Genomic DNA, 24,087 nt, shown 5'->3' on the forward strand with positions numbered 1-24,087 from the left:
ACAACGCCAGTGCAAACTCCCGACACCGAGAAAAAGGATCGCCCGATCTATATTTACAAAATCGCGCTCGTCGCCTCTATCGGCGGCTTTTTGTTCGGCTATGACCTGGTCATCATTTCCGGGGCGATCCTGTTTATCGAAAAACATTTCGAGCTGACGGCCGCTATGAAAGGATTTGCCGTCAGCAGCGCCACGCTCGGCGCGTTGATCGGGCCACTGGCAGGGTTATGGTTCACCGACCGGATCGGCAGGCGGAAAACCATGATGGCTTCCGCTTTATTCTTCATGATTTCGACCATCGGATGCGCGTTCGCCGTTACCGCCTGGGACCTGTGTTTCTGGCGTTTTTTGGGCGGGATCGGCATTGGACTGGCCATGATGTCGTCGCCGATCTACATTGCCGAGCTCTCCCCGGCGCATCTGAGAGGCCGGCTGGTGAATGTGAACCAGCTGTCAAACGTCATTGGCATCAATCTGGCGGTGATCGTCAGCTATTTCTTTTCTTTTGAAGGTGAATGGAGATGGATGTTCGCTTCACAGGGAGTACCGGTTATTCTGCTGATTATGGGCCTCGTTTCCATCCCCGAAAGCCCGCGCTGGCTCGCCGAGCAAGGCAAACTGGCCGAGGCAATGAAAATCCTCGTCCGCATCAACGGCAAAGAAGCCGCCACGGAGGAGATGGAGGAGATAAAGTCCCAGCTTCGGCAGGAGCCCGGAAAATTCAGCGAGTTGTTTGCACCCGGCATTTTTCGCGCACTGGTCATCGCGGTGATCCTGATGATCCTGTCGCAGATCAACGGCGTGAACATGATCCTGCTCTATGCGCCCACCATTCTTGCCGAAGCCGGAATTTCCATCGGTTCGAATGCCATTCTGAGTTCGATACCGATCTATGTGTTCATTTTTATCTGCACGCTTGCCGCCTTTCCGCTCATCAAAATATTCAGTCGCAGAGCCCTCCTCATCACCAGTGTCCTGTTCATGGCGGTCGGCCATATCACAATGGCGATCGTCCTGCATTTCGGCCTGCCTCCATTGACCATGCTCATTCCAATGCTCATCGGGACAGGCGCTTTCACGCTGGGCCTGGCACCGCTGAGCTGGGTGATCGTCACTGAAATTTTTCCAAACCGAAACCGCGGAATGGCTATGGCGATTGTCTGCTTTTTTCTGTACACGTCCTCCTTCCTGATTACCCAGGCCTTTCCGATGCTAACCCACTGGTTCAGTGTCAATTTCCAAAGCACAATAGGCATTTACTGGCTTTTCGCGTTCGTATGCCTTTCCGGAGCGCTGTTTTGCTGGCGCATGGTCCCGGAGACAAAGGGGCTAAGCTTGGAAAAAATGGGCGCGTTTTGGAAACCAGAGAAGGATTGATATTGCCACCAGGGAGAAGAGATCACATCGACTTGCCGGGCAATAAACCGCTCAGATGCCACAAGAGGTGAAATCTCATCTTTGAAATACACCTATTCTCCTGCCATTTTCGATATTACGTCGTAGCGGCAAGCCCGGGAGCGCAACACCCTACCCTGTCACCGACAAACCCCGAACTGTAATTAAAACTTCTGCGATTCACTTACAGATTAAGGTTTAAGATTGTTTTCAAAATACATCCAATCAATATGAAAGAGCGCCCCACCGGCCTGTTCATTTCGGAAAACCAGATAGATATCGTGCACTCCGGCACTGTGTCCCACCGGTAGCAAAATTTCTTTCCAGCCGGCTTTCAGATCTGGGAGTTTCCCTCCGGGGATTTCCGTCTTACCGGCCAGCGGACCGTCACGCCGATCCAGCCTGAGTTCTACCGTCCCACCCGCACCATGCTCCTGAATGCGGAACCGGATATTTTTAATGTGGGTCAGGTCAATTTGGTTGAACCGGGTATACTTGCCATTGGTAATGTTGGCGATGTAGGAAACAAAGCCGGTGTTTTGTGTTGCTACCACCACACCCGCATTGCCTTCCTGGTAATCTTCCATCTGGATCAGCGGATTACGGAGCACAATGTGGCTGGCGGTTTTCTGCGGACCGATGCCGTTGGCACCCTTATCGGTATACGATGCCAGCAATACGTACGCGCCTTCATCACCTTTGCCGATGTGCTCCGCCAGCGCGAACTGCGCGGTCAATGGTGTCTGTGCAGCATTTTTACCCAGCGACAAAATATAACCGGCTATTTCCCGGGCATCTTTTTCAGGCAGATCGGCATGGGGTGGCATCGGGTACGAGCCCCAGTTTCTGCTGCCCCCGGTGATGATCTTGCGGGCAAGCATATCCGCGGCTCCGGCATCGTCCTTGTATTTTTTGGCAATCTCCTTCAAAGCCGGTCCGATCGACTTCGTTTCCAACGTGTGGCAAGCCTTACAATCGAGCGAAGCGTACAATTTGGCCGTTGCAGTATAACGGATATTCTCCCCTTCAGACCCCGATAATGCCCCGGCCAAGTCCTTACCAAACGCCAGGTAGCTGAACCCCGCGTGGATTTTGGAAGGGTCAATTTTGCCGTCCTCCTCGTCCGTCACCCTGATCTCGTAGTCAAACGCCGAATTATCCCAGTAGAAACTGCGATTGGCACTGGTTTCAATCTTCACGACCGGCGGGGTATTACCAATTTTAAATTCGGCCGTGGCCGTACCCGTGCCGCCATACTGATCCGTGACGGTCAGCACCACATTATAAACTCCCGGCTTTGTGAAGGTATGTTTCAACGCTTCCCCGGTAAATTTTCGGGAACCGATTTTCCATTCATAGGAAAGCTTGTCTCCGGCATCGTAATCTTTCGACCCTTTGGCGGAAAGTGTGGCCACAAATGGCGCTGCGCCAATCGTTTTGCCTGCATTTAGTACAGCTACGGGGTTCCGGTTGCCTTCCGCATATTCAACCCGGATAATACCCGAATCGGTGTTGCGGGCAAACCAGTTGGTACCGTAAGCCAACAGGTAAATAGCGCCGTCGGGTGCGATCTGCATATCGATGGGTGCTACCACTTTCAGCTGTGGCAGGAAAGGCTCCATTCCTGCATAGTTCCCGTTTTCATCCATGGTGACCGCCATGATCCACTTGCGTATCCATTCAAAAATGAAGAGCTTACCGTTATAGTAATCAGGCAATTTATAGGGCGCGTTAGGGTATCGGTCGCTGTAATACACCGGGCCGGCCATGGCACTGGCGCCACCTTTGCCTACCAGCGGGTACCTTTGGGAGGGCCTCTTCCCATACCAGATGAAAGCAGGCTGCGCGGGTGGCAGTTCACGGACACCCGTATTATTCGGCGAGTCGTTGACCGGCCGAAGAGGGTCCTTACCCGGGCCTTCTTTTTTCGTCATAAAATCGTAGTCAGGAAACACCTGATTGTCAGCCAGGAAATACGGATAACCAAAAAAACCGGGCTTGCGGGCTTGGTTGATTTCGTCGTAGCTCATTTTCCCCTCGCTTCCGGGCACCTCCGTATCAGGCCCCACATCGCCCCAGTAGAGGAAGCCTGTTTTAGGGTCGACGGATATACGGAAAGGGTTCCTTACTCCCATCACATAGATTTCGGGTTTACCCCGTGAGCCATCTCTGGGAAAAAGGTTACCATCCGGAACACTGTAAGTCCCGTCCGGTTCAGGCTTGATACGCAGGATCTTGCCCCTGAAATCGTTGCTGTTTGCCGTAGAAGCCTGATCGTCCGACAATTCGCGCCCGGGACGTTCATCGATGGGCGTGTGTCCCTCGATTTCCTCCGCATTGGTATTGTCGCCGATGGCCAGATATAACAGCCCGTTGGCAAAAGTTAAGTAACCGGCGGAGTGACAGCAGTATTTGCGCTGAGTCGGCACTTCCAGCAGCACTTTGGCGGATTCCTGTACCAATTGCCGCCCTTTGAGTTCAAAACGTGTGAGGTGACTGACGCTTTTATCACCTCCTGCACCATAATAGAGGTAAATCCAATTGTTATTCTTGAAGTCCGGATCTGGGGCCAAACCCAGCAAACCGTCTTCGATTCCACTGAAAACATTGAGTTGCGCGATAGTGGAGAGCTCTTTGGTCTCATTGTCAAAATATCTAACGGCACCCTTTCTTTCGGCCACAACAATGTCATAGTTAGGCAAAATAGCCATTTGCATGGGCTCGTCCAGGCCCGACACTAGCGTTGAATATGTAAAACGACTGGAGTCCGGACCATGCTGCGACACCGCTGTGGAAATGGGCTGCACGTCCGGCACTTCGAACAATCGCTTTTCCTGCTTTGTCATGGCGCCGACACCAAACAGGCCGGCCAGCACAATAAAAGATCTGACTTTTCTCACGGCAAAAAATTTAGGTGTTTATTTTTTGTTTGATCTACCTGAAAGCTTGCGATAAACAACGGCTTCCCGCGCAACAATTTCGTAGTCCGGGTCGGGTGACACCGCTTTAAGTGTAACTCGGTGCTGTCCTTCTGTGAGTTGGTAGCGCCAGCAAAGTTCAGTACGCCGGTGCGCCGCAATCACCGACAAATCAAACTCTTCCAACAACTTATCATCGATGAACAATGCAACGCGTACCGGCCTCGGGGGAGCGTGCTTGGAAAGTTTTTGGACAAATCCCCTTAACACGAAGCCCGTGCCTTCAAAACGAAAAGAAACCGAATCCTTCCGGGTGGTATGGACCTGTACCCTTCCTGACGGAAAATGCCCCGAAAAGCTTTCCTCAAACCGCACCGGCCTGACCGGCTCCTGGGGAATCTCGACGATGTCTCCGGAAATACGGCCACCATTAGCGACAACGTGCTGCAATGCATGTTTAACCCCAAGTTCATAAACATCCTGCAAGGCCAGGGTCGTATGACTGAACTGCAACCGTTCTGCTCTCTTCAACGGGTCCAGCCAATAGGCGGGAATCCGGGAGTAACCGAGCATGGTGCCCAGCACACCTCCCGCTGTCGAGGGGTTACAATCCGAGTCCTGTCCCGCCCGTGTTGAGATCTCCATGGTTTTTGTAAAATCGCCGTTCCCGTACAGCAAACCGAGCACTACATAAGCGGCATTCAGCTTCGCATCGATGTTCAGCGGATGAAACACTCCGTCGGGACAGCCGATTTCCTCGGTCCATTTTCGCTGGATTTCAAACCAGGTCCGTTTCCAATCGGCCGGGTAACGCCGATGCCACCGGATCACGTCGGCTATACATTGGTAAAATTTGCTTTGCGGCGGAATGGCTTGCAATGCCTGACGGACAATGGTTTGCACATCGTTGCTCTTGAATGCCTGGGCATACATGTTCGCGACAAAAACGCCTCCATACCAGCCATCGCCGTAGTTCATAATATGCCCGACCCGGTCGCACAGGACGGACGCCGCGCCAGGCATGGCCGGGCTCATCAAACCTGCAAAGTCAGCCTCGATCTGGAAATCGATATCATCGGCGTGCGGATTACGTTTCCAGTGCCCCGACTGTGACCCGGGGATTCCCTGCAGAATATTGTACCGCCCGGCTTGATTGGCATGCCAAAGCTCGTAGCCGGCAGTCGCATAGGCACGGGCGAATGAATCGGCGGGTGCGTGAAGGCCCAGCCGCTCGATGACCTCTACAAATGTCAGATCCATATAAATATCATCGAACAAGCCCGGAAAGACGCGCATTGCTTCGGAAACATAGTCCGCATGCCAGGGAATTGTCTGATAATCCTGGATAAAAGTACCCTGATAAACGAATTCCGTTGGCCAGCCGAAAGTAACGCCGATCGTCTGACCAGCCCAGCCGCCTTTGATCTTATCCTGCAAAGCTTCCCTGCTGATCCGGAAAAGGGCGGTTTTCTGCTGTGCCAATGCCGGCTGGCCCGACAGGAATAGCACGAGGATCAGGCTTATTTTAACAAAGTATTTCATAAAATGGCTTACTATTTAGGGTTCATATTCAACTCCATAACCAACGGAAGGTGATCGGACGCATAGCGCTCGACGACCGCTCCGTAGCTCACCCGCTCAAACGCCTTGATGCCGCGCTTGTTCATCATCAAATAGTCGAGTGTGCGGTCGGGCTGTTCGGCGGGGAATGTGAGCGGGCAATCGGTACAAGGTTTAACCAGTTTTAGTTTGGCAATGACGGCATTGGTCGGCACCGCATTGAGGTCCGCCCCTAAAATGACCGGCCATTTGCGGTAGCGATCGAGAATCCTGTTCAACCGGGCGATCTGATATGCCCGATCCATATCGCTCAGATGGTCCAGGTGAGCCGAGACAAACACGACCCGTCCCACCGGAGTTCGGACGGTAACCACAGCGGCTGCGCGCGTTTCCGCTTCCGGATGACCGGACACAGTGCCCAGTGAAAAGCTTTCTGCTTTTTCAATCGGATAGCGCGAAAGCACGGCCACGCCATAATCGCCGTTACTGCGGTCGATCGCTTTGGCAAAATGGAATTCCATTCTGGTAAGCCTGCCCAATTCACGCGCCTGGTGCGAATTCTTTCCCGAGCGGTCGGTGAATGCGTCCACTTCCTGCAAGGCCACCAGGTCGGCCTGTACGCGGTTGATTACCGTCGCAATAGCCGGCAAATCGGTATAACCCCAACCTTTCGAAGGCGGGCTGGCAATCCGGATGTTGTAGGTCATCACTTTGAGACGTCGCGCCGCCGCCCCACTATCCTGCGCAAAAGCAGTTGGATGGAGCAGCAGCGTCGTCAGCGTATACAGAACAAGGTTTAGGAATAATCGGTGTATTGAGGAGATCATGATGTGGGGTTATCAAATGCGTTTGATGGATCAATCCAGTGAAAACTCAAACTGATCGAAAGTTTCCGTACGCCACGCCAGATGCCGCGTGGAAGGGGACATTGCAAAAAAGGGTGAAAAGGTTCTTACTTTAACTGTCTTGCCGTCGGGCAGAAATTCGAGGATGCGCAGCCAGCCGTCTCCGCCATTGCCCTTCCAGTTGCCGCCTTCGTTCTGCGCATTGAAGAGCATCTGGTGTACCTTGCTCCCCCCTACATTCAGATCGGTGCGGAAACCGACGTGGCCTGCGTGGGAAGCAACATCGATGATATGCCCGCAAAAGACCATCCTGATATTGCTTGCCGGCTTTACGAGTTGCTGCCACAATGTTTCCCCGAGGGTATAATCACCAAAACCGGGCGGATAATCTTCGCTGACAATGCGTTGGTTGCCGCGCAATCCCGAGCGCATGTAGCTATGCGTGAGCACCACGCCCATATGTTTTCGGTATTGCGGCCTGGCGGCCAGCTCACGGACCCATTCCACCACTGCCTGCCTCGGCGCATATTCCAGCGAAAAGATCAGCATCGGAGCACCAAAAGGCGGCTTGAACTCGTAACAAGCATTTTCCAGCGTACGCACACCCTGGCCATTGGTTGCCATCTCGACGAGTATCTGCCGGTTCAACGGGTTTCTGTCGGGCGGGAAATAGCTGTTGAATTGCGAATACCGGTTTTCCGTCGCGCTGGTGCCGTAGTCATGGTTACCTGTGCAGAGCAGATAGGGCAACTTTCCATCCAGCCGCCCGAAAGCGCTGCTTACACATTGCCATTGCGCGGTGCTGAGCTGATCGCCGTTTTCCCTGGGAAGCTCTGTAATGTAGTTCTGCTCCACCAGATCGCCCGTACACAGCACGAGCCCGATGTTCAGGCGATCGCGGTTATCGTCGATCCAGTTGATCATCAGATCCAGCAATGGCTGGTTCCGCTTAAACTTGGTATAACCCTGCGGGTCGGGTACGACCACCATCGACCAAGATTTCGGGTATGACAATTGCAGTGCTCCGTCAGTCTGCGCCCTGGCCTGCTTCACAGCAAGCAAAGAAAGCACTACGATCGCCGTCAGGCAGCGAAGCAAGATTTTTAAAACAGAAGAAGACATGATTTGAACGGGATGCAGTCAGAAGCATCATTTTGCCCAAACAAAAGGCTAAACGACACTTCTGGTGCAACGCTATGTATTATTGCTTGTTATACTTCATTTTGTAAACCATAATACCCGAAGTATTGGCGGCATTAGTTGCCATCGTCGCGTAGAAGTAAACTTCGTTGTCACGTACGTCCGCCACGATATCGCCATAGCGATTGTAATTCGTACCACCGTAAGCCTCAGATTCAAAGAGCATAAAGTCCGAATAACCCGCCGCACCGGGAACCAGGCCAAATTTGCCGGCATCGCTCGTTTCGAAAACCTTCACGTGCGTAGCATCCCAGGCATAGTAACCTTGGGTAAGCATGGCCGTGTATTCGCTACCGTCCAACCGGAACACGTCAAATCCAAGGACTTTGTAATAATGGCTTTGTTTTGCGAAAGGTGTCACTTCCATATCGTTGGTAAAAGACACGAAACGGCTGCCCTGGGTCAGGTTGGGGTCAGATGCATTGTAATTACAGTAGGTGAGATAATGCCCCGACGACGCGTCCAGCGATTTGCGCTGCACATGCGCATAGGTCCACGGTTCAGCAGCGGCATAGCGAATTACATAGGGCTCGACCGCGACGGGAACGCCATCCTGCAATTCCCAGTAATAGATGCCGTTGTTTCCATTGGTGGTCGCATAGATGTAAGCTTTGCCCGATTTCAGATTTCCGATTACGCTTACCTTTCGCCCCAGATTGACGGGGCAACCCATTGCCGCGGTGTAGTTGAGTAATAATTTGGGCTCACTATTGATATCGTCGTAATAATACACCATGAAACCAGCCGAATAAATATTATAGCGGTTGATGATGAAATGGTTGGCATCATCAGCGGTCACCTGCATGCAAAAAGTGGCAGGCGGCGCGATAGACTTCACCAACTCCCCGGTTGTCTTATTAAATATGCGTACGCCATTGTCTTCACCAGTATTCCCGCCATTAAAATCAGCAACGAGCAGGTGTTCGCCAACAATGGCAAGGCCGGAAATGTTGGTCCTCTTGATGCCCAGCGCTTCCGAGGTTTTAAACCACGATTTTGAAAAAACCGTCCTGGGCAATGTTGGAACGACTTTGATCACATGCCTGCTCACGGTGCCTCCGCCGTCTGTCACCTCCACCTGAATGGGTTTACTGAAATCCGCTATGCTGCCCAAAGCCGGCCGGATGACCGCATTATGCCCCAGACTGGCAAAGGGCTTCAACCGCGTCAGATCCAGCGGAGCCTCGTCTGTGGAGGGCACGCGCACAAAAACCGTGTCGCCGCTGGCGTAGGGTCCTGCCTGTGTGGCCGGGTATTCGATGGTTTGACCGGGAATCGATACCGAGAAGTTCAGCAATCCCTGTCTGGAACTTACGCCTTTGTTCAAATCGACCTGCTCGCATCCCAGCAGGCCCAGCAGAGCCAGCAACCAGCATCCTGCTTTACAAATATATGTTCTTTTCATTTCGAGAGTCTTGGGTTTCATCTGGGACTATTTCCATTCGTCGAACTGCTCCATCTGCGCATTACGCTGGAGTTCCGCCGATGGTATCGGAAAACGGTTGTATTTGGCCTGGTACACGCGCTTCCTGCCGTTGTCGGCATCCACTTCCCGGTAACCGGCTACGGTGTCGGCGACGATCACCGGTACGCGACCTGTGCAATTTGTACCATTCAGGACCGTGCGGGCGAGGTCCCAGCGTCGCAGATCCCAGTAACGGTGACCCTCAAACGCAAGCTCGATCATGCGCTCGTGCCGCAGTAACCGGGTAAACTCGTCCTTGCTTCCCGCAGTCACTTCCGTTTTAAAACCGGCACGCTTCCGCACGCGATTCAACGCTGATAATGCCTCCGACAGATTGCCTTGCTCTGCCAGGGCCTCGGCTTTGATCAGCAACACTTCCGCGTAGCGCATGAAATAGAAGGTCAGTTCGCCGGGCTGAAAACCCGAATCCTGCGTTTTTACAGAACCATCGAAAAACTTGCGCATGTAATAGCCGGTACTGGTCGTTCCGCCGCCAACCGCGTAACCGTCCACACCGCCTTCCCGGGTGCTGATCGTCCGGCCTTTCCACGACGCGCCATGATAGAGGATCGAAGCATAAAACCGACCCTCTCTGCCTGTATAAGGATTGGCGGCCTGGGCAGGATTACTCCAACTGAAATTGGTCCCATCAGCCATTTGGTAAGCAGAAACAAGATTCTCCGTTGGACTGATCTGAGAATAACCTTTATCTCCCGGCGGACAGAAAAAGTAATCAAAAGAATAGCCAAAATTGGGCGAGGCGTAACCAAATTCCAGAATGCTCTCTTTGTTCTCCACGCGTTGCGCACGGCGCATCTGGAACAACTTTTCATAGTCGGGATAAAGGTCGTACAAACCCAGGGCATCCAATGCATCCACGGCATCGGAAGCTGCTTTCCAGCGCTGCGCATAAAGCATAGTCCGTGCTTTCAAGCCAAGGGCGGCTCCTTTGGTGAGCTTACCGGTGAGCGTAGCAGGTACCGTTGCCGGCAAATGCGCTGCTCCGAAGTCCAGGTCGGCAGCTATGAAATCCCACACTTCCGCGGGTGCGCTGCGGGCGCGTGAAGGGCCGTCGGGCAGCTGGTCGAACAGGATAATGCTGCCACCGTAACGTTTAGCCATTTCGAAATTGACATAGGCCCTGAAAAAGCGTACTTCCGCTTCCGCACGCAAACGCACTTCTTCCGGGAATTTTCCTCCATGTTGCCTCATTCCATCCAGAAACTCGTTGCAATTCCGTACCCAGCTATAACCCCAGTCCCAGTTACCGAGCGGGTTTTCTCCCGGTGTAATCATGGAAGATCCCAATGCAAACAGGTTGGAGCTCGCCGACGGCGTATTCATTTTCAGTATGTCCGAAAAAGCATCCTGATTGACGTGGGGCGTATAATACGTTTGCCCGATGAGCGGATAGAATTTATTAAGCGACAATTCCAGATTGGCCTCACTCGACCAGGCAACCTCCTCGCCATATACGTCGGTAAGTTCAGGGTCGATGTTGCAGCCCGACAGCAGGACGATACAACACGAGACTATCACGTTTATTTTTGAAAAGACTTTCATATTGTAAAGGTTAATGAGATAGACGAAGGTTGTCAGAACGAAAGACTCAGCCCTGCTTCAAACAACTTTTGTTGCGGATAATAACCCTGGTTCACATCCGGCATTTCGGGATCGAGGTAGTCGAGGCCGGTCCAGGTAAACAGATTACTTCCCGAAACATGGAGGCGCAGGTTCTCGATCTTCATCTTGCGTGTCAGCGAAGCCGGCAACGTGTAGCCGATCTGTGCGCTTTTTAATCTCAGGTAAGAGGCGTCACGGATCCACCACGAGGAAAATTTCCCCCCGCTTTGCGCCGGCAGTGTGCTCAGACGAGGGTATTTGGCGTTGGGGTTTTCGGGTGTCCAGGCGCCCTCAGCTAGGTATTTCGGAGAATTTCCGTCCTGGTAAAAGGCCATGGTGTAAAATGTATTGTCGTAAACACCCGAGCTGGCATAGAGCCCCGACAATGCCACATCAGCGATTGCGGCTCCCTGGAAAAACAGGTTGAAATCAAACGCCTTGTACCCTCCGCCGACATTCAGACCAAAAATCATCTCCGGTGTACTGCTGCGGCCAATGGCTGTCCAATCCTGGTCCCAGGTGATACGACCATCCCCATTCAGGTCTTTCAATTTTACCTCTCCTACTTTACTGGGGCCGAACAGCGCGCTATTGGCGATTTCCTCTTCGCTCCGGAAAAGACCGTCGGCGACAAAACCGTATTTCATCCCGATCTGGCGTCCGGTACGGCGTAGATAGTCGGGCACATTCACATTCTCCGTTGTTTCGATGACACGGTTTCTGGCCCAGCTCACATTTCCTCTGAGATTGTAATAAAAATCTCCCAGGCTCTTGCGATGCGTCAGGATCAATTCGAAGCCACGGTTATCCACCACACCGGAATTGACGGTAGCCGGGTAATAACCTCCCATCGAAGGCGGCATCAATCCGCTTTGCGGCTGCAAGATGTCTTTGGTCACATTATAAAACACATCCGCTTCGACACCCAGCAGGCCATTCCAGAGCGTACTTTCAAAACCCGCATTGTAAGTCGTGGTGGTTTCCCATTTGATGTCCCTGTTCGGCACATTGTTCACGCCCAGCGAGCGAACGATCTTGTCACCGATCAGCGCTACCGGATCGGCTCCCATTGCCATGGTTCGGATGTAAGCATAATCGCCGACAGCATCATTACCCAACCGGCCCGACGACACGCGCAATTTCAGGTCGTTTATAAAATGTACATTCTGTTTGAAAAAGTTTTCATCTGAAATCCGCCAGCCCAATGCGACAGCTGGGAAAAGCCCCCATCGGTTATGCGCAGGAAGCCGCGTCGAACCGTCGTAACGGCCTGTAAACTCAGCCAGGTATTTGCCCTTGTAATCGTAGGTAAGCCGCGAAACGTAGCCGGCTCGGTGAAACATGGAATGCCCGCCTTTTACCAGGTCGTTGATCACTTCTTCCCCGTAATTCAGATCCATAATGTCGGTGATCGGAAAGCCACGCCGACCGGCGGACATGGACGTCCCATTGCTCCGGATGTATTCGTACAGGAACATTCCGCCCACTTTGTGCGCGCCAAAAGTACGGTTGAAATTAATGGACGGCTGCACCGTCGTTTGCCACGAATCGGCAAACCATTGATTGATCGTCGCATTACCGGTTAGCGCGTGGCGTGCATAGGTTTCGGTAAATGTGCGGGTGGCGTTGTTGTATACCGAAAGCAGGTAGGGCAAAACCGCGGCTTTGCGCATGCTGTATCCCTTGTCGAATGCCCCGTTCACTTTCAGGTTCAGGCCTTCTACAAATGGCAGATCGTATTGCAGCGTAATGTTGCCCTGCATGTTGTTGGCCCGGGTATCCTGCTTTCCCGAAAGGTCGCGGGCTGCGAGCGGGTTCTGATTACCATTACCGGTATTGAAACTTCCGACCGGCATTCCTTCCGCGTTCGTGGGCCGCAGGAATGGGTAAGACATCATGGCCTGGCTAAAAATAGATGCATACGAATTCCCCAAACCGGCAGAAAGACCTGGCTGAGAGGTAGTTTCATCCCGTATAGCAATCCCGAAAGCAGCTTTAAAACGCTCGGATACCTGCGCGTCGATATTCGCGCGGAAGTTGTAGCGGTTGTTACTCGTACGCGCGATGGTACCTTGCTGGTTGTACGAACCGACCGATACAAAGTATTTAAACTTATCGGACCCGCCGTTCAGGGACAAATTGTTTGTATAGATTGGAGCCGACTTCCGGAAAAGCAGGTCAAACCAGTCTGTGTTACCGAAAACACCCTTTTCAGGATCGCCACTGTTGACACGCTCAATCTCCTCGGGCGTAAACCGGCGCGCAGCTTCGGCTACACCGTCCATTTCCTGTGCTTTGTTATACCAGCGGGCATATTCCGGCCCATTCAGGAATTTCGGAAAACGGGTATTGGAGCTGAGTGCGAGGGAAGAGTTAAAGGTGATCGTCGGTTTTTGCACCGTTCCTCTTTTGGTCGTAACCAGAATAACCCCGTTTGCCGCACGCGCACCATACACCGCTGCCGACGCCGCGTCTTTGAGCACGGTCACAGATTCCACCTCATCAGGGTTGATCTGCGGAAAACCCCGTTCGATGCCATCGACAATGATCAGCGGACTGGAACCGCTCAGGGTGTTCATACCCCGCACCAGCAGCGACGCACCATCTGAACCCGGCTGGCCGCTCGACTGGCGGGTGATCAATCCCGGCAGGCGTCCCTGCAACATGGAAGACAAGTTAGCCGTCGGCGCGGTCTTCAATTCTGCTGAACTTACCTGGACTACCGACGATACGATGCTTTGTTTCGTAGTAGCGCCGTACCCCAATACGATCACATCGCTCAGCGATTTGTTCTCCACTTCGAGCACCACCTTCATATCGCCGTCGCTTTTGACAGCCACTTCTTTGGAAATGTATCCGATGAAGGAAATGACGAGCACGTCACCCTTTTCCGCTTGTACTGAAAAAATCCCGCTGGCATCCGTGGTCGTCCCGATACCATTACTGTTCTTCACTACAACCGAAGCTCCTACCAATGGCGTGCCGTCGGTATCGAGTACCTTCCCCGTAACCGGCGCTTTCTGGATCTGACCTCTGGGCGCTTCGGCCTCAGGCTGCCGGGGGGGAACCGGTTTCCTTCGCACGAGCACGGTAGCGTTATCCACCGTGTAGTAAAGCGGTTGTCCTTCCATACAGGCGTCGAGAATCTTTACCAGCGACACATTGCTAGCGTTCATGGTCACGGGCCGGGTGTCTTTCAGATCGTCGGAAACGTAGAGAAAATCGACGCCCGTCTGCTTTTTCAGTTGCCTGAAAACTTCCCGGATCGGCGCATTTTTGACGCGGATGCTGGCATTTTGGCCATAAACCGTCGCGGCGGTCACTTCGAGCACGCCGCACAGCACCATGATAAGGCACAGTTTCATAATGAAAATTAATTTCCCGTAAGCCGAAATCCCGTTCCGGCGCCAGGGTACCACCCTTTCTTCGTACATTTGTATCCTAATAGGTTATCCTTGAGTTGAAAATGTTCACTGCATTTCGAATGAGGGCCTAGCACAGCTTTCCCAAGCTGTCGTGCCGGAGGTGTTCCACCACTTCCGGTTTTTTTTCGGCCGGTGTTAGCGTCTCCTATTGTTTTACCATAATTTTTTTCCCTTGTTGTTTGAAATGAATATTACTCAGCTGCCCGAGATAGCTCAACAGACCGCCAAGATCTTTGGACTTTGAAAACGTGCCGCCAAAACGACGTGGTGGAATATCTCCCTCATATACCACCTCGACGTCGTACCAACGCGCAATTATCTTCATCACAGACCTGAGCTCCAAATCGTCGAACACAAAATACCCTTCTTTCCACGCCAGCGCCCCCTCCACATCGGTGGCATGTACGGTTAGTTGCCCCGATGTTGCGCTCAATACCTGTTGCCCCGGTTTCAATACCACCCGCTCCGCTTCGTTACGCACCACCACCTGCCCCTCCGCGAGTGTTGTGGTTACGTCCTTCTCGTCATCATAGGCATTTACATTGAAATGTGTCCCGGTCACCGTGATTTCTGTTTGCCCCGAAAGCACCTTGAATGGTCGCTTTTTATCCGGACTTACCTCAAAATAGGCCTCTCCGTTCAGCTCCACCACACGCTCAGCTCCGGTATTACTCGCCGGATAAGTCATTTGGGTCCCCGAATTGATCCAGGCAATGGTACCATCCGGCAATGCCACTTTGAAAATTCCTCCACGGGGCACCGATATCCTGTTTCGCCCTTCAGTGGCTTGCCCACCGCCCATCTTCCTGTATTTCAAACTTCCCTCATCCGTTTTTACGATCTCCATATCACCATCCCGGGAAAGTACCCCCTCGGCTGTACCACCCACGAGTACCGACGAACCGTCGCTCAATGTGAGCATCGCCTGCTGTGTGCCGGGCCTGACGGCCGTATGACGGTAATCCGCTCCCCTATCCGCATCGCTGCCCGGATGGAAAAGCCAGAATGCCCCCGCCAGCAGCAACGCAGCCACGGAAGCGGCTACACTGAGGTAGGGCCACAGCCGTTTGGGCGAGCGCTTCGCTCCTTCGAGCCGCATTTGAACGCGCTGGAGCATTTGCTGTCGCGTGTACTCACGCGCCTGTTCATCCTCCCATTTCCAGTCCGACCGCGCCGAGTTCTGATCGAACCATAATTCGATCATTTCTTTTTCCTCGTCGGTGCAGGTTCCGTCCCGAAAACGGTCCAGCAGGTCTTTCAATTCTGATTCACTCATAGTCATCATTCGATCGCATGCAGCTGGCACGCTAACAGTAAGTGCATAAAAAAAAGGGCAGGTAGTATCCATGCCCGGAAAAATTTCGAAATATTTTTTTTTAGATCAGTGCGCGGACACTGCGCAGACCAGGATAGTGGCCCACATGTGTTGCTCGTCAAGCACGCAGCGGAGGTGTTTCAACGCATTGTGAATCTGCTTCTTGACAGTTTTATCAGAGATATGAAGCCGCTCTGCGATTTCGGCGTAGGAAAGATGTTCGTGGCGGCTCAGCAGAAAAACTTCCCGCATACGCTCCGGTAACCTGGCGATATGCTCATTTAGAACGCGTTCCATTTCCCCGGCCATCAGGTCCGTCTCCGGCGATCGCTGATGGTCGTTAAAAAAGTCAAGTAGCGAAGTGCGATAGCGCTCGTCCGAAAGGCTGAGTTTAATGCTGCGCAAAGCCTTATAACGGGCAATGCCCATCAGATAAGACTTAAGCGAATGGATTTCCGGTAGTTCGGCACGTCTTTGCCAGAATGCGATGAAAGTTTCCTGAACCACATCACGGGCCTCTTCTTCATCCCGCAGCACACGAACCACATACAGGAATACCGGCTCCCAGTAGCGTTCGTAGAGCCCGGTCAGTGCCGCCTCGTTATCATCGCGCATCCATGCGAGCAACTCGATGTCCGTTAAGTGGGAAAATGCATTTTTTTGACTGAGGAAACGGGTCACTACGAGGCGGGTAACGTGAGTAGGCACAAGATAGTGCAATGTAACACAAAATTTTCCAGGACCTCGGTTATGCAGATGTTAAATTTGGCGTTAGCCCATATCAGACCTATCATTCCTTGAACAACCTGACGCCTGCTGATGTCTATTTGTCCGGGATGAGATCCCGGAGCACGACCGCATTCAGATCTGCGTGCGTGATGTTAGCATGCATTGCGATCATGTTAAATTGCACTGAATAAAGACGCCAGCGCCAATCGCATGCAATCCCTTCTCTACTAACTCCAGTTAAGCGATCGTTGGAGCTCCCAAATACAAGTAAGCTGATCCTTGGTCAAAAAATAACATAAAGTAACAAGTAGCTGTACTTATGGTTACACTTGAATAGTTTAAATTGCCGTTATTGGACGGAAACTCAGCATCTGTTTCTGTCAAAATTTTTTAACGACTTCGATGCGATGATCAAGAGAGTGCCATTTACAAAAATCGGTTTATGTTCTCAGAAAGCATCTGCCCGCTCGCGATGGCCAAAAGCCAGAGTAACAGAAGATAACTCCGATAAAAATCACGCCAGAATGAAACTTTTGATGCCAGTTTCATGGTAAAAGGTCGATGGCAGGCGACTATGTGAGGTGCTATAATTTGAGATCTCCCCTGCCTACATCTGCTGGTATTTAGACCAGCGATTAATGCCTGAAAACGTGGAAAAATCTCGGCTCTGCTTAGATTGCATTTTTACTGCCTCTTTTACCTAAAATAACGTATTATGAAGTATAAGTTTGTACTGTACTTGCTCACTTGGTCTACATTGTCTTGTATCAATTCCTATCATAATTTTCAGCAAAGGGTGGTAGACGAAAGCAAGCAGGCGTTGTTACTAGCTGACCCGGATCTGTCACAACTTGGGAAGATGAAATTTGACAAAATTTCCGATGACACCACCCTGAATATTGATAGGACAACGAAACCCTTCAACTTTAGAACCGGCAAAAGCTTTTACCGCGCTATTGAAGTAGGTCAAAAAGCAGAAAGATATCTTCTCGTTGTTACCTCAAAGAGAACCGGCGGCAAAGGCACCCTCTATAAGCAGCCGACATTTTTCTTGCCTAAAGTCATATTGTTGGATAACCAAAACAACTTTGTGGCAGGCGATGAGCTTTTGAGGTCCGCACATACTTACGGCGAAAACAAATTATCGATATCGTATTTGATTGACGATGACCTGGCTCCGAAGGTTGAACGCATCGTTGTATTTACAGATCCAAATTTGGCAGGTAGATTGATGTCAGACTATTTTGCCCATAACGGGCCCTTCGGTACCGAAACTCCCATTGTGAGATCACATTTAGATGGAGAAGCAATGCTTAACGTTGAAGGTGTAATCTCAATAAATATCAAAGGGAGCAAGTAGTATCTCATTGGCCCGGATGTTGTGCTTTCTTCGGCCATCACTGCCAACAAAAGCTGCCAACACGATATTGACAGCCTTGTTGGCACATGCATGAAGGCATTATTCGATCTGGTTACCTGACAAACCGCGACATTAAAAACCTGCCTTGATCTTGAAAATGAAGCAGGTAAATTGCTGGTGCCAGCGCTGAGATATCTACAACGGTCTGCACATTACCCGGCCCGACTTGCGTCGTACGCAGCAACCGCCCGTCGGCGCCAATGATGCGAATCGACGCCCTGCTTCCGGCCGCCGGATGTGATATATTCAGTACGGATACGGATGGATTCGGATAGACTTTTAGCGAAATACCGGCCTGCTCACCCGGACCTGGCGCTGACCCGCCCACGTCAAAACCGGTTCGATTTCCGGATAGCTGAGTTTGATTGAAGGCACTGTCCATAGCGATCACAAAGGGTGAAAAGGCCGTATAAGGAACAGCGCTCTGCGTAGTAAATGGCCCGGCGCCGTTTATTACCGTGACTTGTTGCTGCCAGCTACCGCCGGTGAAATGGCCAATAATATGAGTTCCGCCGCTGAATGAAAACCCGGGCGCATCGGACGCATTCCACTGGAAAGTAAACTTTGCATTGCTCCCACCAGCCTGTTCCTCGGCCACTTCCCAAACCACCGGGATAACCTTGGCCGGATCATTGATCGAAAGCCCCGCGAGCGAATTCCGTACCCTGGCGGTAAAATAGTCCTCGGTACCGGTGTTGGCGATCGATAACGGCGTGTAGCTTCCGGTGGCAGGGCCAACCGGAAAAGCTTTCGTCGCGGCACCCACCGCCAGACGCAGCCCCGCCGAGTTTGGGGTGACAATAAATCTGCTGGCATCGGTACCGGCAATCGTCCCTCTTACCAACAAATCACCAGACGCCAGAATGAGTTTCCCCGCACTAAAAACCAGGTTACCACCCACCGTCAGCGGACCTTGTAAGGTAACGCCGCTTGCATTGGCAATATTCAGGCGCTGAACGTTATCGTTCAGAAAGATACCTGCGGGTATTTGCTGCGCACTGCTGCCACTCATATAAATGCCGTATGTAGTGCCACCACCGCCGATGCTGGTCGCGATCTTTCCGGAGCCTGGGGTAATCGAGCCATCAATGTACATAGAGAGGCCTGTTTTACCTTCGGCGGTAAATACGCCCTGTTGTAAATCCAGATTTTTAACTCGGAAAAAGTTGCCGCCGTCCTGCGTCGACTTAACACCTGCGGGGTTATTGATCACCAGGTTACCCCAGCTTCCGCCATTCAGCGACGATTGTCCCGGAATGGTCTGCGCCGCTGTGCCTGAAAACGTGATCACACCGTTATTGGTCAATTTATAAGTGGTACTGAAAGCGCCGAAAACAGACGTTTCCACCGTCATCGTCGCTCCACTGGCGACGCTTGTCGCAGCAATATTGTTTTGCCAGCTATCCCCGTCCCTGATCAGTACCGATTTTGCAAAACCATTGGGAGTCGCATTCCCTGGCCTCGGCAGTCGCCACTCGGTTCCGTCATACACCTGCCAATTGCTGATCGAAGCAAGATCGACGGGGCCTGCGCTTTGAAATACATTATAAAATGGCTCCAAAATAATGACGGGGCGCTGCGCAACACCCGCTGTCTCACGCGAGCTGAATTCGACATATGCATTCTGATTTTGAACCGTGGACACCAGTTTGAAGGAAATCGTACTATCGGAAGACATTCCCGTAAAGATGCTGCTGATATCGAACTCGGTATAACCGGTCCCGGTCGTACCCGCCACGCTGTCGATCAGTACGCCAGCGCCTGGCATATTGTCCCAGTTAAGAGCGCCTTCAGTCCAACTGTTATCACCCACCTTGTATAACTTCCAACCCGTCATACCGGCAGTAGGCCCGGCAGCTGCGCGGTAGAGCCTCAGCCTGGCCGTTGTTGTGGAAAAATGAGCAGGCAGACCATGCAAGTCGAATTTCAGGAACGACTCGCGCGCGTAGTCTGCCGCATCCTTTTTGACAACCAGCCTGGTGTTGTTTCCATAGTTGATGCCCGCGTATGTGCCGTTGCGCACGTAAGCGTCTGCCAGCGGAGTTCTGGTAAAAAGTGCCACGGTATCCGGCGCCTGTTCAACAGGATCGCTTACGTCGCCGATATCAACCGAAAAGGAAATCGAGGATCCTTTGAAATTGCCCGAAGGAAGCGTAACCCTCTTATTGACCGCCGCCCCGGCACCCGGGAGTGTAACAGCCAGATTGATCACCACCAGTTGGTGCGTCGGATCGGCGACGGTAACCTTTACCGTGTTTTGCCCCACATTTTGTACCATCGCGACAGTCGGCTTGTCAACCTGAACTTTCATTCCCGAAGAAGTATCTGCAATGCTGCCTCCTCTATAAAATACGGCCTGCAAAATATGAAGGCCAGCGTGTTTGACCGCCTGTACACTATCAGAATTAGCCAGTATTTCTATATCCGATGTATTATATACGCCCATAGCCGACGTGCTGGCAAGATTAGGCACTACTATATAAGCATACTTCGCATTGATCGGGCCTGCGCCGTGATTGAACCACAACTTGAAAACCTCCTGCGAAATTGTCACATTTGAAATATTGCTCATTGTGTTGATCCGCGGGCGCCAGTTGCCGGTCTGAGTCATGGTGCTGACCGACAGGTTGCCGCCGGAGGGAAAGAAATAACCGGTACTATCGTGCAGCACCCAAGTGGGTGTCGTGTTCGTAACTGAGCTTGTTGCCAGCGTGGTCTGGCTTCCGTTTTCGGAAAGTGTAACATTCCCTCTCAGCCACGACTGGTTCACAGTCGTAGTGATATTTTCAGCCTGGGTACTTCGGATGCCCGCCCCGAGGCAAACGATCTCGTTATCAAAATGGAACCAGGCCTTTTTACCGGTCACCCCGTCAAAGTTCAGGTCGAGAGCCGCCACGGCGTAGGTGCTGTCGGTGGCCCCGCCGACAAAACGCGTACTACCTGGCACCGGATTATACACACCTGCATTAGGCACGGCCGACCCCGCGTCTGTGGCATAGTCCCGGTTGGTCACGCCGGGGATCTTGTCCCACTCCCAAACCGGCGCAATAGCCTGGTACTCGTCGCCCCGGCGGCGAATATTGGTCGCCCCGTCCGATAGAAACTTGCCCAACAGGTTCTCGCCATTGATCGATTCGATCCGTCGCGTACGGGACGAAACGAGAAAAGTGCTGAACATATAGCCCGAACGAAGGTGCAGGTCATAGTCTGCCAGCCAGTAATGCTTGTGCCCGGACGGCGCCTGGTAACTCGCGAGCTGCGTGCCCTGAAACCTTGCCAGTGCCGCATTCCAGGTAGCGAGGTTGGCGGGATCGACCATTTTGGCATGGTTAATGACGCTGATCGGTGGCGTTGAGGCACCGGGCGACGCAATACCCCGCCCCAGAACGTTGAAATCAAAATACCTTCCACGGATCGTTTTCAGATAAGTGTCTTTGTAGAAGCCGGAAAGCAGGTTTCGCTTAGCTGCCGGCATTTGATAAGAAGTCCCCGAAAAGACCACCGCGCACGCGTACGAGGTGGCGGCAAATGCATTGCCGTAAGTGCCGATCATCTGCCCGGTTTCATGCTGCAAAAAGGAATTATCATATTGAAGTCCTTCTGTACCTACGGCCGATATCACAACCGCGTTATAAATTGCGTTAGTGGCCGCAGTAAGCTTGGCGCTATTGCCAAGCAGCGCGGCGCTGATCGCAAAATGATAGGCTACCACCTGAATATTGGAACCCGTGTAAGCTGATGGCGGATTGAAATAACTGCTTTCCATCCTGTTGTTGATCAGGCTATCTTCCAGTGACTGTGGCAGTCCCGTATTCGCCTGTCGCATAATGCTCAGGATTCGGCCCAGGGCCGTCGGGCAATTCACCTGGTTGTCATACCAGTTCGACGACTGAGGGTTTCGGGTATACCAAAACCGCAACGATTTTAAAATACCGGCGTACAAACCGCTGCTTTGGTAATACTGATTGACCGGATTGGTATAGGCCAGAGCAAAATTCATTACCCGTGAGGAAATGTGGGCCAGGCAGGGGAACGAGGCGCTGTTATCGGAATAATTCAGATCTGCCCACGAGCCGTCGCTCTGCAACGTGGGAAGAAAGGTGGTGACAAAATAATCCATTGTAGTGTTAGTCGTACCGGCCCTTTGCAGCGAATCGATACGCCGGACGATCTGACCAAACTCCTGCGCAGCACAAGGAGCAGTACATATTAGCGAAACCACAAAAAACACAGACATTGTCCAATTTTTAAAATGATGCGATAATTGTTTCATAGATACTGGATTTGAAATAAACGGACATGGGAATGGCTGTATCACCAGGAATGGTGACCATGAGCAGCCTTCAGGGAACAGCGGAAAGGTCCGTGCGCCGGCAATCATTTACAACAGCCGGCGCAAGGGGCTAAGGGGACTACCAGTTAGGATTTTGCGTGTAAATACCGCCGGAAAGACTTATTTCTCTCGTTGGAACCGGCCATAGATAGTCGCGTGCCGGGTCGAATTGGCGGCCTCGCTCGTAAATCGAAACGCTGTCGGCATTCAAAGGCGGGATTGCGGTTCCCTTTTGGAGTTCCGCCGGGAAGATCCGCGGGCCAAGGACATCTTTGGGGAGCTCGATCTCGGCTGTCTTCCAGCGGATCAGGTCCCAGTAGCGAAAGCCTTCCATTGCCAGCTCGACTTCCCTTTCACGGCGGATCTCGTCCCGAATGTTCAGCCCTTGCCTTTGTGCAAAACTGTTTGTGAGGACGGCCAGCTTCCGGGGGTCGTTTCCGGAGGCACGGCTACGGATGGCATTCACGGTCAAATCCAGCTCCGTATCGCTCACGCTACCATTGAGTTCAAACAACAGCTCGGCGTAATTAAGCAGCACCTCGGCATACCTGATCGCATAAAAATTGATAAACCCGCCATTGTTGGCATTATCCACGTAATGCAGCCATTTTCTGGGAATATAGAAAACGTTCAACAGCCATTTCCCGCCCCCGGAAGCCGCCGTAGGATTATAGGAGTTCTTATTGTTGATCATCATACCCAGGCGGGGATCACGATTCTGAAATTCGGTCAGGGTATTCAGCTCCCTGGGTTTGGCCAATGGCGATTTCGACTTTGGCAGGCCGTCGGAATACAGGTATTGATCGATCAAATGCCTGGTCGCCTTGTAGTTTCGGTTGGCCAGGCTGTTTGAGATAAACTGCGAAAGCACGTTGACGCCCCCTCCGCCAAAATACAGCTTTGGCAAAATACCTTCCTTGTTGACCGCATACGAGCCTACCGATGTCGGTATGCCTGCCGCCGGTCGCGATGTTCCCTGAGACTGGTACTGGAACAGGTAATAGTAGCTGCTGTCGCGGGAGGCCATATTGGTGTAAAGATTATGTTTCCCTCCATCGATGATGGCTTTTGCAGCATTGAGCGCAGCCGTCAGATGTTTCTCCGGACTGCCATAGCTATGATATTTCTGTCTGGTGCCCTCAAAAAGCCCTACCCTGCTCAAAAGCCCCAGCGCGGCGGTGTTGGTTATGCGTCCGTATTCGGCTGCCGACTGTCTTTCCGGCGAAGGGCATTTCGCGGCGGCATAGTTCAGGTCTGCGTAAATTTGTTCGTAAACCACCTGGCGGTCGGTGCGGGGTGTTAACAGCTCCGGATCTGATTCCGTGAGCGTTTTCAGGATCAAAGGCACATCGCCAAAACGCTTGACAAGTTCAAAATAGGCAAAACCCCGGAAAAAGCGGGCTTCCCCTACGTACTTGTTCACCGCCGCGCTGTCGCCCTGAACAAGCGGTGCTTTTTGGATGATATTGTTGGTCGCTGCTATCAGTTTATAATAACCCGTCCATTCAGGCGAACTGGCCGGAACCAGCTGCGTCCCGTTGCTGACGCTATTGCCTCCATTCCCGAAAAAGTCGTCGGCATAAAAGTCCTGGAAAGGGGCCGCCTGATAAAATACAACATTGGTAGAAGCCTGGTTGTGCCCCGGCAAATAGCTGTACAGGTAATTGCAAGCCAAAGCGAGGTCATTGGCGCTTTTCCAGAAATTAGCGTCGGTAATGCTGGTAGTCGGTTTCTGGTCCAGTTCCTCCGAGCAAGCCGCGCACATGAAGGCAAGCCAAAGTACCATGCAGCGGAAGCCTTTATATTTTTTTGTTGAAATCGATGTCATAATAGTCTTTAAAATTGGGCAGGCAATATGG

General features: G+C 52.2%; 13 protein-coding genes. 2 read left to right on the forward strand and 11 right to left on the reverse strand.

The window, feature by feature from the left end; all coding sequences use genetic code 11:
• The first annotated feature begins 9 nt into the window (after window positions 1-9).
• Complete coding sequence (locus BP71_RS06590; RefSeq protein WP_496377770.1) at window positions 10-1,377, forward strand: sugar porter family MFS transporter; 1,368 nt, start codon at window positions 10-12, stop codon at window positions 1,375-1,377.
• 209 nt (window positions 1,378-1,586) lie between these two features.
• On the opposite strand, the gene BP71_RS06595 is transcribed toward BP71_RS06590, so the two are convergent.
• The 9 genes from BP71_RS06595 to BP71_RS06635 all read right to left on the reverse strand — a co-directional run bounded on the left by BP71_RS06595 (window position 1,587) and on the right by BP71_RS06635 (window position 16,454).
• On the reverse strand, window positions 1,587-4,295 hold the full coding sequence (locus BP71_RS06595) for a PQQ-dependent sugar dehydrogenase (protein WP_496377771.1): 2,709 nt from the start codon (window positions 4,293-4,295) through the stop codon (window positions 1,587-1,589).
• Between the two features lie 18 nt (window positions 4,296-4,313).
• On the reverse strand, window positions 4,314-5,855 hold the full coding sequence (locus BP71_RS06600) for an ADP-ribosylglycohydrolase family protein (RefSeq protein WP_496377772.1): 1,542 nt from the start codon (window positions 5,853-5,855) through the stop codon (window positions 4,314-4,316).
• Window positions 5,856-5,866: 11 nt separating this feature from the next.
• A complete protein-coding gene (locus tag BP71_RS06605; protein WP_496377773.1) occupies window positions 5,867-6,700 on the reverse strand; it encodes an endonuclease/exonuclease/phosphatase family protein in 834 nt (277 codons plus the stop codon).
• Between the two features lie 30 nt (window positions 6,701-6,730).
• A complete protein-coding gene (locus tag BP71_RS06610; RefSeq protein ID WP_496377774.1) occupies window positions 6,731-7,840 on the reverse strand; it encodes a metallophosphoesterase in 1,110 nt (369 codons plus the stop codon).
• A 79-nt stretch (window positions 7,841-7,919) separates the two neighbouring features.
• Window positions 7,920-9,323 (reverse strand): DUF5018 family protein, encoded by a 1,404-nt coding sequence (locus BP71_RS06615; RefSeq protein ID WP_496377775.1) that lies wholly within the window; start codon window positions 9,321-9,323, stop codon window positions 7,920-7,922.
• A gap of 27 nt (window positions 9,324-9,350) precedes the next feature.
• Window positions 9,351-10,946 carry a RagB/SusD family nutrient uptake outer membrane protein gene (locus tag BP71_RS06620; protein WP_496377776.1) on the reverse strand — a complete coding sequence of 532 codons (1,596 nt, stop codon included), beginning with the start codon at window positions 10,944-10,946 and terminating at the stop codon, window positions 9,351-9,353.
• Window positions 10,947-10,978: 32 nt separating this feature from the next.
• A complete protein-coding gene (locus tag BP71_RS06625) occupies window positions 10,979-14,440 on the reverse strand; it encodes a TonB-dependent receptor (protein ID WP_496377777.1) in 3,462 nt (1,153 codons plus the stop codon).
• Window positions 14,441-14,576: 136 nt separating this feature from the next.
• The gene (locus BP71_RS06630; protein WP_496377778.1) at window positions 14,577-15,707 is read right to left on the reverse strand and encodes a FecR family protein; all 1,131 of its coding nucleotides are present in this window, start codon (window positions 15,705-15,707) and stop codon (window positions 14,577-14,579) included.
• Window positions 15,708-15,812: 105 nt separating this feature from the next.
• Complete coding sequence (locus BP71_RS06635) at window positions 15,813-16,454, reverse strand: RNA polymerase sigma factor (protein ID WP_496377779.1); 642 nt, start codon at window positions 16,452-16,454, stop codon at window positions 15,813-15,815.
• 736 nt (window positions 16,455-17,190) lie between these two features.
• On the opposite strand from BP71_RS06635, the gene BP71_RS06640 reads away from it, so the two are divergent.
• The gene (locus BP71_RS06640) at window positions 17,191-17,835 is read left to right on the forward strand and encodes a hypothetical protein (RefSeq protein ID WP_496377780.1); all 645 of its coding nucleotides are present in this window, start codon (window positions 17,191-17,193) and stop codon (window positions 17,833-17,835) included.
• A gap of 112 nt (window positions 17,836-17,947) precedes the next feature.
• Here BP71_RS06640 and BP71_RS06645 read toward each other — a convergent pair whose 3' ends face one another.
• Window positions 17,948-22,168 carry a polysaccharide lyase family 8 super-sandwich domain-containing protein gene (locus BP71_RS06645; protein ID WP_496377781.1) on the reverse strand — a complete coding sequence of 1,407 codons (4,221 nt, stop codon included), beginning with the start codon at window positions 22,166-22,168 and terminating at the stop codon, window positions 17,948-17,950.
• Between the two features lie 139 nt (window positions 22,169-22,307).
• A complete protein-coding gene (locus BP71_RS06650) occupies window positions 22,308-24,014 on the reverse strand; it encodes a RagB/SusD family nutrient uptake outer membrane protein (RefSeq protein ID WP_496377782.1) in 1,707 nt (568 codons plus the stop codon).
• Between the last annotated feature and the right edge of the window lie 73 nt (window positions 24,015-24,087).

Source organism: Dyadobacter ginsengisoli DSM 21015 (genome assembly GCF_059568735.1).

Coding starts and splice junctions, on each gene's coding strand:
- BP71_RS06600 (WP_496377772.1), bottom strand. CDS start 5,855: ATGAAATACTTTGTTAAAATAAGCCTGATCCTCGTGCTATTCCTGTCG.
- BP71_RS06605 (WP_496377773.1), bottom strand. CDS start 6,700: ATGATCTCCTCAATACACCGATTATTCCTAAACCTTGTTCTGTATACG.
- BP71_RS06610 (WP_496377774.1), bottom strand. CDS start 7,840: ATGTCTTCTTCTGTTTTAAAAATCTTGCTTCGCTGCCTGACGGCGATC.
- BP71_RS06615 (WP_496377775.1), bottom strand. CDS start 9,323: ATGAAAAGAACATATATTTGTAAAGCAGGATGCTGGTTGCTGGCTCTG.
- BP71_RS06620 (WP_496377776.1), bottom strand. CDS start 10,946: ATGAAAGTCTTTTCAAAAATAAACGTGATAGTCTCGTGTTGTATCGTC.
- BP71_RS06625 (WP_496377777.1), bottom strand. CDS start 14,440: ATGTACGAAGAAAGGGTGGTACCCTGGCGCCGGAACGGGATTTCGGCT.
- BP71_RS06630 (WP_496377778.1), bottom strand. CDS start 15,707: ATGAGTGAATCAGAATTGAAAGACCTGCTGGACCGTTTTCGGGACGGA.
- BP71_RS06640 (WP_496377780.1), top strand. CDS start 17,191: ATGAAGTATAAGTTTGTACTGTACTTGCTCACTTGGTCTACATTGTCT.
- BP71_RS06645 (WP_496377781.1), bottom strand. CDS start 22,168: ATGAAACAATTATCGCATCATTTTAAAAATTGGACAATGTCTGTGTTT.
- BP71_RS06650 (WP_496377782.1), bottom strand. CDS start 24,014: ATGGTACTTTGGCTTGCCTTCATGTGCGCGGCTTGCTCGGAGGAACTG.